The 14,919-nt window shown below is 70.8% G+C and carries 6 protein-coding genes; 4 read left to right on the plus strand and 2 right to left on the minus strand.

What is annotated here, in order from left to right; all coding sequences use genetic code 11:
* From B5557_RS35395 to B5557_RS35410, 4 genes are all read left to right on the plus strand, one after another.
* Positions 1-594, plus strand: a complete 594-nt coding sequence (locus B5557_RS35395) for a TetR/AcrR family transcriptional regulator (protein ID WP_079665175.1) — start codon at positions 1-3, stop codon at positions 592-594.
* Between the two features lie 198 nt (positions 595-792).
* Positions 793-5,202 carry a LamG domain-containing protein gene (locus tag B5557_RS35400; RefSeq protein WP_079665176.1) on the plus strand — a complete coding sequence of 1,470 codons (4,410 nt, stop codon included), beginning with the start codon at positions 793-795 and terminating at the stop codon, positions 5,200-5,202.
* 238 nt (positions 5,203-5,440) lie between these two features.
* Entirely contained in the window at positions 5,441-12,214 is a 6,774-nt protein-coding gene (locus tag B5557_RS35405) for a polymorphic toxin-type HINT domain-containing protein (protein WP_231976496.1), read from the plus strand.
* Complete coding sequence (locus B5557_RS35410) at positions 12,211-12,525, plus strand: hypothetical protein (protein ID WP_079663301.1); 315 nt, start codon at positions 12,211-12,213, stop codon at positions 12,523-12,525. The genes B5557_RS35405 and B5557_RS35410 overlap by 4 nt, the downstream gene beginning before the upstream one ends.
* Positions 12,526-12,613: 88 nt before the next feature.
* Here the strand turns inward: B5557_RS35410 and B5557_RS35415 are convergent, their stop codons facing one another.
* Positions 12,614-13,828, minus strand: coding sequence for an acyl-CoA dehydrogenase family protein (locus tag B5557_RS35415; protein WP_079663302.1), 1,215 nt, complete (start codon positions 13,826-13,828; stop codon positions 12,614-12,616).
* Between the two features lie 5 nt (positions 13,829-13,833).
* On the minus strand, positions 13,834-14,865 hold the full coding sequence (locus B5557_RS35420; RefSeq protein WP_079663303.1) for a phosphotransferase family protein: 1,032 nt from the start codon (positions 14,863-14,865) through the stop codon (positions 13,834-13,836).
* Positions 14,866-14,919 lie beyond the last annotated feature (54 nt).

Consider the following 14,919-nt stretch of genomic DNA (forward strand, 5'->3'; position numbering starts at 1 on the left):
GTGCCCAGGACGACGGACGGTGCGGAGGCTCCTGTTCCGCAACGGCTCCTTGCCGCCGCCACCCGGCTCTTCGCCGAGCAGGGCTACGACCGCACCTCGGTGCAGGAGATCGTGGAGGCGGCCGGCGTCACCAAGGGGGCGCTGTACCACTACTTCGGCTCCAAGGACGACCTGCTGCAGGAGGTGTACGCGCGCGTGCTGCGCGTCCAGCAGGAGCGCCTCGACGCCTTCGCGAACGCCGACGAGCCGATCGAGAAGCGGCTGCGGGGGGCGGCGGCGGACGTCGTCGTCACGACGATCGAGAACCTCGACGACGCGATGATCTTCTTCCGCTCGATGCATCACCTGAGCCCCGAGAAGAACAAGCAGGTCCGTGCCGAGCGCCGGCGGTATCACGAACGCTTCCGCGCGCTCGTCGAGGAGGGGCAGCGGGCCGGTGTCTTCTCCACCGCGACCCCGGCCGACCTGGTCGTGGACTACCACTTCGGGTCGGTGCATCACCTGTCGACCTGGTATCGCCCGGACGGTCCGATGAGCCCCCAGGAAGTCGCCGATCACCTGGCCGACCTGCTGCTGCGGGCACTGCGTCCCTGACGCCCGCCCTTACTCGGAATTAACCATTCCGCTGTTGACGCTTCACCCCCGGGCCATGATCCGATCGTACGTTGGCGCGCGCTATGAGCTGATCATGCCAAAGCGGGGGAGTGTGAACGGATGTCGAGTGGTGGCAGAAAAAAGCCGAGAGCCGGCCGTGGGGCGGTACTCGGCCTAGGGGTCGCCCTGGTGGCCGGGCTGTTGCAGCTGGGAGCGGTCCCCACGGCGGCCGCCCGGCCGCAGACCGGCGCGCCGGCCGCGAAGGCGGGTGCCTCGCAGGGCGGTACGACAAGCGGTACGACAAGCGGTACGACGAGTGGCGTCGGCGTCGCTTCCGCGGCCTCCGAGGAGGAGGCCATCGCGGCAGCGAAACGATCCGGCAAGAGCGTCGAGGTGGCCTCGCTGCGCGGGGAGAGCAGTGATGTGTACGCCGCCGCGGACGGCCATCTGGAGGCGCGGGAGTACCTGCGCCCGGTGCGGACCCGGATCAACGGCAGCTGGCAGTCGATCGACACCGCGCTGGCCAAGGCCGACGGCGGCATGATCGCGCCCAAGGCGGCCACCGTCGGCCTGGAGTTCTCCGGCGGCGGCACCGGACACCCGCTGGTGCGCCTGGAGCGGGCGGGCCGCACGCTCGAACTCTCCTGGCCCGGCGCGGTGCCCGCACCGCGACTGGACGGCGACACGGCCGTCTACCCCGACATCCTGCCGGACGTGGACCTGCGCCTCGGGGCCCGCCCCGACGGCTTCACCCAGCTCCTCGTCGTGAAGTCGGCCGAGGCCGCGCACAGCAGCGCGCTCGCCGAGCTGCGGCTGAAGCTGAACGCCGACGGCATGGCTGTGTCCGAGACGCCGACCGGCGGCCTCAGGGCCGTCGACAAGGGCGCGGGCGGAGTCGTCTTCGAGGCGCCCACCCCGGTGATGTGGGACTCCAGCCCCGTCGCCGAGGGCGCACCGGCCACCGCCTCCGCCGACCCCGCGAGCGTCCGGACGACGACCCGGACGACGACCCGGCCGGGGGCCGCATCCTCCGTGACGGCGGCCGTCGCCCGCACCGCCGCCCGGACGGTGAGCGCCGCCACGGACGAGTCGACCGCCCCGGCGGCCGGTCCCGAGGACGAGCCCACCGCCGCCGAGTCCGGCCGGGTCGAGCGCGTCGGCGTCGACGTCGCCGTCGGCGGGGACGCCCTCGTCCTCACCCCCGACAAGGCGCTGCTGACCGGCTCCGACACCGTCTATCCCGTCTACATCGACCCGCAGTGGTACTCGCCCAAGGCCACCTCCTGGACCATGGTGTCCCGGTACTGGGCGGGCTCCCCGCAGTGGAAGTTCAACGGCGACCCCGACGCGGGCCTCGGCTACTGCGGCTGGGACTACTGCGCCCCCTACGACGTGAAGCGGCTCTTCTACCAGATCCCGACCACGAAGTTCGCCGGCCGGTCCATCCTGTCCGCGGAGTTCGTCGTCCGGGAGACCCACGCGGCCTCCTGCCAGAAGCGCGAGGTCCAGCTCTGGCGGACGAAGGGCATCTCCTCGTCCACGACCTGGAACAGCCAGGACAACTCCGACTTCTGGATCGACCGGCTCAAGACCGTCAGCTTCGCCTACGGCGCCGACGGCTGCGCCGCCGCCGACGCGGAGTTCGACGTGAAGGACGCCATCGCCGACGCCGCCGCCAAGAAGTGGTCCAGCATCACGCTCGGCATGCGCGCCAGCGACGAGGGCGACCGCTACACCTGGAAGCGGTTCTCCGACGACGCCTACCTGCGCGTGCGCTACAACCGCGCACCGAACAAGATCACCCTCTCCCAGCTCACCATGAGCCCGGGCGGCCCCTGCGTGGCCTCCGACAAGATGGTGCGCATCCGCTCCGCCGCGACGATCCGCGCCAACGACGTCACGGACCCCGACGGGGACGCCGTCTCCGTGCAGTTCCAGGCGTCCTGGGACGCGGGTGACGGCGCCGGCTGGAAGGCCCGCTGGACCTCGGCCAGGACCACCAGCAAGAAGAGCGGCTCCGACTTCTCGCTCCCGCTGCCCAGCAGCATCCCCAAGAACAAGCACGTCGAGTGGCACGTCCACTCCTACGACGGCGCCCAGTGGTCCGCCTGGAGCTACACCGGCTCCCACGGCTGCCACTTCATGTACGACACCTCCGTGCCGGTCGGACCCACCATCAGCTCCGCACAGTACGGCGCGTCCGACCCCGAGAACCCGGACGACCCCTGGTGGGACGGCGTCGGACGGTACGGCACCTTCTCCGTCGACACCACCTCCACCGACGTCACCAAGTACTGGTTCGGCGTCAACGCGGCGCCCAGCAGTGCCAACGTGCTGACCACCTCGGGCGGCGGCGTCAAGACGATCTCGTTCATGCCGACGAAGCCGGGCGTCAACTTCATCACTGCGCAGGCCTTCGACGCGGCCGGCAACGGTTCCGAACCGACCACCTACACCTTCCGGGTCCGCTCCGGCCAACCCGAGCGGCTGGCCTGGCAGATGGACGAGAACGCCGGGGCGAGCGCCGCGGCCGGGGCGGGCGGCGACTGGCCGGCCACCCTGCACGGGGCCACACCCGGCGGGCCGGGCGTCTCGGGAGCCGGCCTGTCGTTCAACGGGACCGACGACTACGCCGCCACCGACTCCCCGGTCCTCAACACCGGCAAGAGCTTCTCGGTGTCGCTGTGGGCCAAGCTGCCCGGCGCCGACCCCGGCCACCCCAGCGTCGCGCTGTCCCAGCCCGGCCAGAACCACAGCGGCTTCGAGATCTACTACTCCTCGGCACTGGGCGGCTGGGTCTTCCTGCGGCACGCCGACGACGCCTCCTCCGGCGGCACGGCCTCCCGGGCCGTCCAGCCCGCCTGCGCCACCGGCGACACCGCGTGCACCACGGCCCGCCTGAGCGAGTGGACCAACCTGGTCGGCGTCTTCGACAACCCCAACCACCAGATCAGGCTGTACGTCGGCGGCAAGCTCGTCGGCAGCGCCGCGTTCACCACCCCCTGGGACGCCCGGGGCGGCACCATCCTGGGCGCCGGCAAGCACTACGGCACGCTCGCCGACTTCTTCCCCGGCTCGCTCGACGAGGTCCAGCTCTTCGACTACCAGCTCAACGACGCCCAGGTCACCAAGCTCGCCGCGAAGCAGCCCGTCGACACCGGCCGTCCCGCCAAGCTGGTCTGGCCGCTGGACGAGACCGACCCCGCCGCCACCGCCGTGACCGGCCGCGGCCAGGCCACCGACGCCGTGCTCAAGGGCGGCGCCACCGCCGGCACCACCGGGGTCAACGGACACGCCCTGACGTTCGACGGCGTGGACGACTACGCCACCACCGGCCGCCCGGTCCTGGACACCTTCCAGAGCTTCGCGGTCTCGGCCTGGGTACGGCTGCCCAAGGACAAAGAAGCCCGATCCATGATCGCGGTCTCTCAACTCGGCTCCGTGCGAAGGAGCTTCGAGCTCTACCACTCCTCGGCACTGGGCGGCTGGGTCTTCACCCGGCCGGAGGCCGACACCGCGGACGCGGCCCTGGTCCGCGCCACCCAGACCGTCTGCGCGGCCAACACCAACTGCGCGGCGGGCCGGTTCGGCGAATGGAACCAGGTGGTGGGCGTCTACGACGCCGACGCCGGCAAGCTCCTGCTGTACGTCAACGGCGTCTTGCAGGCCAGCACCGCCTACACCGCCCGCTGGTCCTCCGAGGGGCCGCTCACCATCGGCAGCGGGCTCACCACGGCCGGCGCCGTGAGCAGCCCCCTCAAGGGCGACACGGACGACGTCCGGCTGTTCGACCGGGCGGTGTCCGCCGACGAGGTGCGCCAGCTGTTCAAGCAGCGTCCGCTGGTCGGCTCCCGCTGGAAGTTCGAGTCGGCCACCGGCAGCCCGCAGGTCACCCCGGACGCCTCCGCCACCGGCGCGGGCATGACCCTGTACAACGGGGCCGCGACCGGCTCCGGCTGGGTGGACGGCGGTCTCACGCTGGACGGCATCGACGACTACGCGGCCACCGCGACCGGCGTCCCGACCGTCGACACCAGCGCCAGCTTCACCGTCAGCGGCTTCGTCCAGGCCGCGGCCCAGCCCACCGGGAACGTCACCCTGCTCAGCGCGCCCGGCACCACCAAGAGCGCCTTCGCGGTCCGGTACGTGCCCGGCTCCGGGGGCGCCGACCCCGGACGCTGGCGCATCGAGACCGCCGACGCCGACAGCTCCACCGCCACCGCCACCCAGGTGGAGAACGGACAGTTCTACAACGTCCGGGACTGGACCCATCTGGCGGTCGTCTACGACGGGTTCGCCCGCGACCTGCGGCTCTACGTCAACGGCGAGCTCCAGGACGTCGCCTGCGCCGACGCCGACGAGAACGGCGAACCCGATGTGACGGGCTGCACGGACATCGACTCGTCCGCCGAGAACGTCGTGACGTTCAAGGCCGCGCAGAACCTCCAGCTCGGCCGCGTCAAGACCGGTGCCACCACCTGGGGCGAGTACTTCCCGGGCACCGTGTCGGACCTGTGGACCTTCCAGGGTGCGCTGAGCGACGCGCAGATCAGCCGGCTCGCCGTCGGCATGCCGGGCGTGGCGACCGTCGTACCCGGCGACGACTGATCCCGTCCGTCCACCATCCCCCCGCGACGCCCGGCCCGGAACGAACGGGCCGGGCGTCGCGGGGGCGACCCCGCTCCACCCATCCGGCCGTGGACCACGAGGGATGACCATGAGACCCGAACCACGCGTACTTCTCCGCCTTCTGCGACCTTCGCGCACCCCGCGAGGGTCGTTGCGCACCCCGCGAGGACCGCTGCGCAGCCCGCGACGCAAGCTCGCCCTGGCCACCGCCACCGTGATGACGGCGACCCTGCTCCAGGGCGTCGCCGCCCCGGCCCTCGCCGACGGCTGGCACAAGCCGGCACTGCCCGCCGCCGAGAAGTCGCTCGCCGGCGGCCCGGCGGGCAAAGCCGTGCCCCGCAAGGCCATGAAGACCCCCCGCACCCCGCGGGAAGCCCCGGCCACCGCCTGGCCCAAGCCCGGCGCGGCGACGGTCGACCTGTCGAAAACGCCGGCCACCGCGACGACGAAGCCCGCGCCCCGGGTCAAGGGCCTGGCGCTGACGCTGGACGCCCGGGCCGACGGCACCGCCAAGAACACCAAGAAGGCGGCCACCGGCACGGTCGCCGCCCGCGTCCTGGACCGCGCGTTCGCGAAGAGGGCCGGCGTCGACGGCCCCGTCTTCACCTTGCACGCCGGCAGCGCGCAGGGCGCCGGTCAGGTCCGCGCGGGCCTGGACTACTCCTCCTTCGCCGGGGCGTACGGCGGCGGTTACGCCGACCGGCTGCGGCTCGTCGAACTGCCCGCCTGTGTGCTGAGCACCCCGCGGCAGGCGCGCTGCCGCACCGCCAAGCCGGTCGACACGGTCAACGACCCCGAGACGAAGACCCTGACCGCGAAGGCGGTCACCCTCAGCGCCTCCTCGACCACCGTCCTCGCGGCGGTCGCCGGCTCCGGCAGCGGACTTGGCGACTTCAAGGCCACCTCCCTGTCCGCGTCCGCGAACTGGAGCACCGACCTCAACAGCGGCTTCTTCGCCTGGTCGTACCCGATGGCGGTGCCCCAGGTCCCCGGCGGGCTCGCCCCGAAACTCTCGCTGTCGTACTCCTCCGGTGGGGTCGACGGCCGCACCGGCAACACCAACAACCAGTCCTCCTGGGTCGGCGACGGCTTCGACCTGTCGCCCGGGTACATCGAGCGCCGCTACAAGGGCTGCTCCGACGACGACGTCAAGAACGCCGACGGCAACGAGCCCGGCGACCTGTGCTGGGGCTACGACAACGCCGTGCTGCAACTCAACGGCGCGGGCGGCGAGTTGGTGCCGAGCGGCACCAACTCCTTCAAGCTGAAGGACGACGACGGCACCAAGGTCGACCGGATCTACGGTTCGACGTCCGACGTGCGCTCCAACGGCGCCCGTAACGACGAGTACTGGCGGGTGACGACGCCCGACGGCACGCAGTACTACTTCGGCTACAACCGGCTGCCCGGCTGGGCGAGCGGCAGCGAGACCACCGACTCCGCCTGGACCGTCCCCGTCTACGGCGACGACTCCGGCGAGCCCTGCCACGCCGCCGCCTTCGCGGACTCCTGGTGCCAGCAGGGCTGGCGCTGGAACCTCGACTACGTCGTGGACACGCATGGCAACGCCGTCGCCTACTACTACGACAAGGAGAGCAATTCCTACGGCCGCAACCTCAAGGCGGCCGACGACACCCCCTATGTCCGCGGCGGCACCCTGGACCGCATCGAGTACGGCCTGAAGTCCACGGCCGTGTACTCGGCGAAGCCGCTCGCCAAGGTCGACTTCACCAGCTCCGAGCGCTGCATCCCGGACAGCAACACCGACTGCTCCTCGATCTCCAAGGACGCGTTCTACTGGTACGACACCCCGTGGGACCTGAACTGCGAGGCGGGCACCGACTGTGACAACGGCCGCTCTTCGCCCGCCTTCTTCACCCGCAAGCGGCTGACCGACGTCACGACCGAGGTCCTGGTGTCCGGCGCCTACAGCAAGGTCGACGGCTACAAGCTCGCCCACCGCTGGGGTCAGGCCGACATCGACTACCAGCTGCTGCTGGACTCCGTGCAGCGCACCGGCTACGACGGCACGGCCTCGATCACCCTGCCGAAGGTCACCTTCGCCTACACGCAGCTCGCCAACCGGCTGGACAAGACCGGCGACGGCTGGGCCCCCTTCATCAAGGCCCGGCTGTCCTCCGTCGCCGACGAGTCGGGCGGCCAGATCGACGTCGGCTACTCGGCCCCGGTGTGCGACGCGAACGCGCTGCCCACCCCGGAGACCAACACCACCCGATGCTTCCCGCAGTACATCGGCGGCAGCTCCACCACCGACCCCGAGCGGCAGTGGTTCAACAAGTACGTGGTGGACACGGTCACCGCGACCGACCGCACCGGCGGCGCCCCCGACCAGGTCACCATGTACGACTACCTGGACGGCGCGGCCTGGCACTACGACGACGCCGACGGCATGACCAAGGACAAGTTCAAGACCTGGTCCGACTGGCGCGGTTACGGTCACGTCCGGGTGCGCACCGGTGGTCAGGGCGGCGCGTCGGCGATGAAGACGCAGACCGACTCCTACTTCCTGCGCGGCATGGACGGCGACCGCAAGACGACCTCCGGCGGCACCAAGGACGTCAGTGTCACCCTGGGCTCCGGCGAGGGCGACCCGATCACCGACCACTCCTCGACGGCCGGGTTCGCCTACAGATCCGTCAACTACTCCGGTCCCGGCGGCAAGGTGCTCTCCAAGACGGTGAGCCGCCCGTGGCACAAGGAGACCGCGAAGAAGGTCCGTGACTGGGGCACCGTCACCGCCGACTTCAGCGGCACCGAGAACGCCAGGACCTGGACCTCCCTGGACGACGGGGCGGGCGCCGCCTGGCGGACCACCTCCACCACCGACACCTTCGACCCGGCGACCGGCCAGGTCACCCAGACAGACGACGCGGGCGACACCGGCACCACTGCCGACGACCAGTGCACCCGCACCACCTACGTCGCCGGCAGCGCCGTCCTCAACACCCCGGTGCGCGTCGAGACGGTGGCCAAGGCGTGCGCCGCCGCCACCAGCCGCCCGGCCGACGTCCTCACCGACACCCGCACCGCCTACGACGGCGGCGCCTACGGCGCGGCGGCCACGAAGGGCGACGCCACCCGCGTCGCCAAGCTCAAGAAGTACGACGGCAGCACGGCCGTCTACCTGGAGTCGAGCTCCACGTTCGACTCCTACGGCCGCATGCTCACCTCCACCGACCTGGCCGCCGACGTCACGGTCACCTCGGCGGGCGCGCTCACCCGGACCGCCCGCACCGACGGCCGTACGACCACCACGGCGTTCACTCCCACCTCGGGCTTCGCCACCGGCACCACGGTCACCATGCCGCCCGTCACCCCGGGCGACAGCAGCACCGCCACGACCACCTCGCAGACCTTCGAGGCACTGCGCGGACAGCCGCTGACCGAGACCGACACCAACGGCAAGGTCACCACGTACGCGTACGATCCGCTGGGCCGCAACACCAAGGTGTGGCTCCCGGACCGCACCACCGGCCAGACCCCGAGCTACGAGTTCACGTACACCATCGCCGACGGCAAGCCGGTCGCGATCGGCACGAGGACCATCGGCAACAACGGCGCCCAGAACACCTCGTACGTCCTCTACGACGGCTTCCTGCGCCCCCGGCAGACCCAGGCGCCGGGGCCGAACGGCGGCACCCTCCTGACGGACACCTTCTACGACGAACGCGGCCTGACCGCCAAGGAGTTCGCCTCCTACTACACCGACACCACCGCCCCCTCCACGACCCTCTTCAAGGTCGACGACGCGCTGAGCGTGGAGACGCAGACCTGGCACGCCCACGACGGTCTCGGCCGCGAGACCGAGCTGAAGAAGGTCGCGGGCAACGGCGACGGCGGCACGGTCCTCGGCGTCACGAAGACGATCTACGGCGGTGACCGCACCACGGTCATCCCGCCGGCCGGCGGCACCGCCACCACCACGCTGACCGACTCGCGCGGCCAGAACACCGAGGTCCGCGAACTCCACGCGCGCGCCGCCGACGCCGCCTACGACACCACGTCGTACGGCTACTCGCCGCGCGGTGAGCTGACCAGGGTCACCGACCCGGCCGGCAACGCCTGGACGTGGACGTACGACCTGCTGGGCCGGCTCACCGACACCACCGACCCCGACAAGGGCGCCGGCCACACCGACTACGACGACCGCGGGCTCGCGACCACCACCAGGGACGCCCGCGGCAGCGTCCTCGCCCATGTCTACGACGGCCAGGGCCGCCCGACCGAACTGCGCGAGAACAGCGCCACCGGCACCCTGCGCGCCAAGTGGATCTACGACACCGTCAGCGGCGCCAAGGGCCATCTCGCGGAGTCCGTCCGCTACAGCGGCGGACAGGCGTACAGCACCAAGGTCCTCGCCTACGACCGGCTCTACCGGCCGCTGCGCACCCAGGTGACCATCCCCTCCACCGAGGGAGCGCTGGCCGGCACCTACCTGTCGGCGACCACGTACAACGCCTCCGGCACGGTGGAGGGCGTCGGCTACCCCAAGGCGGGCGCGCTGGCGGCGAACACCGTGGCCTACACCTACGAGGACGGCACGCTGCGGCCCGTCGGCGTCAGCGGCCCGCTGAACCTGACCGGCTCGACGTCCTACAGCTTCACGGGCAAGCCGCTGCAGTACTCGCTGGCCGCGAACGGCGGCAAGACGACGTACGAGACCAACACCTACCAGTGGGGCACCCAGCGGCTGGCGACCTCGCGGGTGGACCGTCAGGACGTCGCGGGCGTCGACCAGTACAACACCTACAAGTACGACGAGGCGGGCAACGTCCTGTCCGTCTCGGACACCTCCCGCTCCGGCACCGACAACCAGTGCTTCGTCTACGACTACCTGGGCCGCACGACCGAGGCGTGGACGCAGTCCACCACGGCCTGCGCGAGCGCCCCCGCCACCGGCGTGCTGGGCGGCCCGGCCCCCTACTGGGACTCCTACACCTACGACATGGTCGGCAACCGGCTCACCGAGACCGGACATGGCACCACCACGGGCGGGTCGGACACGAAGCGTGTCTACAACTACCCGAAGCCGGGCTCGCACAGGCTGAGCTCGGTCGACACCACCACCGGCACGGTCAAGTCCACCGACAGCTACACCTATGACGCCATCGGCGACACCCAGACCCGGCAGCTCGGCAACGGAACCTCCCAGACGCTTCTCTGGGACGCCGAGGGTCACCTGGCGAAGGTCACCGAGCCGGTGGAGGGCGGCAGCGACAAGGTCACCGAGTACCTGTACGACGCCGACGGCAACCGGCTGATCGGCCGCACCCCGACCGGGACGACGCTCTACCTCGGCACCACCGAGATCACCCTCGCCAAGGGCGCCACGACCGCCAAGGCCACCCGCTACTTCGACCTCGGCGGCGGCCACCAGGCGGTACAGAGCGACGACGGCAGGATCTCCTTCATCCTGGCCGACCATCACGGCACCGGCCAGCTGTCCGTCGATGCCACCAGCCAGGCCCTCGCCCAGCGCCGCACCAAGCCCTTCGGCGGCCTGCGCGGCACCGAGCCCGCAGGCTGGCCCGGCACCAGGGGCTTCGTCGGAGGCACCGTCGACGCCTCGACGGGCCTGACCCACCTGGGCGCCCGCGAGTACGACCCGGCGACGGGACGGTTCCAGTCGGTCGACCCGCTCTTCACGGCCACCGACCCGCAGCAGATGCACGGCTACACCTACGCCGACAACAACCCGCTGACCCACTCCGACCCGGCGGGCACGGAGATCGGCTCCCGGCCCAACTCCTGCCAGTACGACATCAAGTACTGCAGCAAGCACCAGCAGCAGGAAGTCGGCTACGACCCGAAGACGGGCACGTCCGACTACCACCGCGGCAACATCTACAAGCGGCAGCAGGCCCGCAAGCGGGCGTGGGTGGCGTCGAACACGCCGGTCACGAACGACATGGCCAAGCTGTCCGACTACTTCTCCCGCAGCATGATCGGGGAGTTCTCGGACGACTTCTGGGACAACCCGGTCTACGAGGGCGCCGAGAAGGGCAGCGCGTGCTACGGACGTGAAGGCTGCCGGCAGGCGTACAAGTACATCCTCGACAAGGGGGACGACGCCGATCCGGCGGTGGCCAAGGAGATCGCCGCCACCTACTGCGCCTACCACGCCGACCAGTGCGACGACGAGGCCAAGGAGGTGGCCCGGGGCAAGGTCATCGAGGGCATCGTCGGCGACGTCCTGCTGGCGTACCTGGGCGGAGCGGCGGGCGCGGAACGCCCACGGCCGTGCAACAGCTTCCTCCCCGGCACCGAAGTCCTCATGGCGGACGGCACGGCCAAGCCCATCGAGGACGTCAGGACCGGTGACAAGGTCCTGACCACCGACCCGAAGACCGGTCGCACCACGGTCAGGACGGTCACCGCCGAGATCACCGGCACGGGTCTGAAGCACCTGGTCGGGATCACCCTGGCCCTCGAGGTCGACGGCAAGAGGGTGACGGCCTCGGTCACCGCGACCGACGGCCACCCGTTCTGGGTGCCGGCGCTCGGCAAGTGGATCAAGGCCACCGACCTCACCGCGGGTGAACTGCTCCGCACCTCCCGAGGGACCGAGGTACGCATCACCGCGGTCCGGCGGTGGACCGAGCAGGCCACGGTGCACAACGTCACCGTCGCCGACCTGCACACGTACTATGTGCTGGCCGGGAAGACGCCGGTGCTCGTGCACAACGCCACTCCGTGCGATCCGCCGCTGAAGTCGCTGCACCCGGACAGCTCCCTCGACAGGAGCTCGCTGGACTTCTGGCACAAGCAGGACACCAAGGACATCGTCCACTCGCTCAGGCCGGGAGCGCACGAGCCGCTGATCGCGAAGCCGGACGGAACGATCATGAACGGAAACACCAGAATCGCGGTGCTGCGTTCGCGTGGGTACGACGTCGACTCACTGCCGCGCGAAACCTACGGCAGTTCTCGGCCCATGTCGGACGAGGACTTCTGGGACATGGACCAATGACCATCCGGGAGAGGTTTCTCGACGTCCTGAACTCGGCGTCGAAGGAGACGTTCCTGCTGGTCATGGGTCACCGGCTGGGGATCTCGGCACGTGCGGCGTTCGTCGGGGACCGGCCGGAGGGGATGCGGCAGGCCCAGGCCTGCAACGAGATGATGATCGCCCTGTGGTCGCAGGTGCGGGCGATGAAGGACGACGGGGTGCAGGGATACCCCGACGCGGACTTCCTGTCGGTGCTGCTGGAGAAGGCCGACGCGGGCGACGCGCGGCCGCACCTTCGGCACGCGATCGAGAGCGCCCTGCTCGCGGTCTGAGAAAGCGGCAGGAGCCCCGCCGGAACCCGAGAGGTTCCGGCGGGGCTCCTCCCGCTCACGGGTACCTGGTTCTTGCAGGTACCTCCGTTCACAGGTACTTCTTCAGCTCCCGTCGCGCCAGCGACCGCTGGTGCACCTCGTCCGGGCCGTCGGCGATCATCAGCGTGCGGGCCCCGGCGTACAGCTCGGCCAGCGGGAAGTCCTGGCTGACGCCGCCCGCGCCGTGCAACTGGATGGCCCGGTCGATGATGTCGACGACCGCGCGGGGCGTCGCGATCTTGATGGCCTGGATCTCCGTGTGGGCGCCGCGGTTGCCGACGGTGTCCATCATCCAGGCGGTCTTCAGCACCAGCAGCCGCAGCTGCTCGACCGTCACGCGCGCGTCCGCGATCCAGTTGTGGACCACACCCTGCTGGGCCAGCGCCTTGCCGAAGGCGTCCCGGGAGACGGCCCGGCGGCACATCAGCTCGATCGCCCGCTCCGCCATGCCGATCAGCCGCATGCAGTGGTGGATGCGGCCGGGGCCGAGCCGGGCCTGGGCGATGGCGAAGCCGCCGCCCTCCTCGCCGATCAGGTTCGTCACGGGCACGCGCGCGTGGTCGAGGACCACCTCGGCGTGGCCGCCGTGGTAGTGGTCCTCGTAGCCGAACACCTTCATCGCCCGCTTCACGGTGACGCCGGGCGTGTCGCGCGGCACCAGCACCATGGACTGCTGACGGCGGATGTCGGCGCCCTCGGGGTCCGTCTTGCCCATTACGATGAAGATCCTGCAGTCCGGGTTCATCGCCCCGGAGATGTACCACTTGCGGCCGGTGACGATGTACTCGTCACCGTCCCGCTCGATGAGCGTGGTGATGTTGGTGGCGTCGGAGGAGGCGACCTCCGGCTCGGTCATCGCGAACGCCGAGCGGATCTCCCCGGCGAGCAGCGGCTCCAGCCACTGCTTCTTGTGCTGCTCGTCGCCGAACTGCGCGAGCACCTCCATGTTGCCGGTGTCCGGCGCGGCGCAGTTCAGGGCCGTCGGCGCCAGCTGCGGGGAGCGGCCGGTGATCTCGGCCAGCGGCGCGTACTGGAGGTTCGTCAGACCAGCGCCGTGCTCGGCGTCGGGCAGGAACAGGTTCCACAGGCCCTGCCTGCGCGCCTCGGCCTTCAGCTCCTCCACCACGGCCGGGGTGTCCCACGGCGAGGCCAGCAGCGCGCGCTGCTCCTCGGCGACGGCCTCGGCCGGGTAGACGTACTCGTCCATGAAGGCGAGCAGCCTGGCGCGGAGTTCCTCGGTGCGGGCGTCGAACGCGAAGTCCATGCCGGTCAGCCTTCCTTCAGAGTGGTCGTGCCGTGCTCGATGAAGACGGGGACGAGCTCCCCGATGCGGTCGAAGCCGCGCCCGACGGTCTGGCCGAGGGTGTAGCGGTAGTGGATGCCCTCCAGGATCACGGCGAGCTTGAACCAGGCGAACGCCGTGTACCAGGAGACCGCCGAGACGTCCCGCCCGGAGCGCGCCGCGTACCGTTCGACCAGCTCGGCCGGCGACGGGTGCCCGGGGGCGGAGGCGGTTGTGGAGATCGGGGAGTTCGGCAGCTCCAGCGGGACGCTGTACATCACCAGCAGCCCCAGGTCGGTCAGCGGGTCGCCGAGCGTCGACATCTCCCAGTCGAGGATGGCCTTGATGCGGTCGTCGGAACCGATCAGGACGTTGTCGAGCCGGTAGTCGCCGTGCACGACCGCCGGGGCGGGGGAGGAGGGCAGCGCGCGGCCGAGTGCCGCGTGCAGCTCGTCGATCCCGGCCAGGTCGCGGCTGCGGGAGGCGTCCAGCTGCTTGCCCCAGCGGCGCAGCTGCCGGTCCAGGAAGCCCTCCGGCCGGCCGAAGTCGGCCAGGCCCACCGCGGCGGGGTCCACCGCGTGCAGTTCGACCAGCGTGTCCACCAGCGACAGCACCGCGTCCCGGGTCCGCTGCTCGCCGAGCGGGACGAGTTCGTCGGCGGTGCGGTACGGGGTGCCGTCGACGAACTCCATGACGTAGAAGGGCGCTCCGGGCGCCGCCTCGTTCTCGGGGTCCTCGCACAGCAGCACCGGACGCGGCACCGGCACGCTCGTCGGATGCAGGGCGCTGATCACCCGGTGCTCGCGCTTCATGTCGTGCGCGGTGGCCAGGACGTGCCCGAGCGGAGGCCGCCGTACGACCCACTTCGCCTCGCCGTCGGAGACCGCGTAGGTGAGGTTCGACCGTCCGCCCTCGATCAGCCGGCCGGTGAGAGGGCCGTGGACCAGACCGGGACGCTCGCGCTCCAGGAGGGCGCGCAGCCGGTCGAGGTCGAGTCCGGGTGGGTGGTCGGGGCTCATGCGTCGCTCCTACGGACGGGTGAACGGGATCAGCCCATCATGCCGACCGGTCGG

This window comes from Streptomyces sp. 3214.6 (assembly GCF_900129855.1).
Taxonomy (GTDB): Bacteria; Actinomycetota; Actinomycetes; order Streptomycetales; family Streptomycetaceae; genus Streptomyces; species Streptomyces soliscabiei.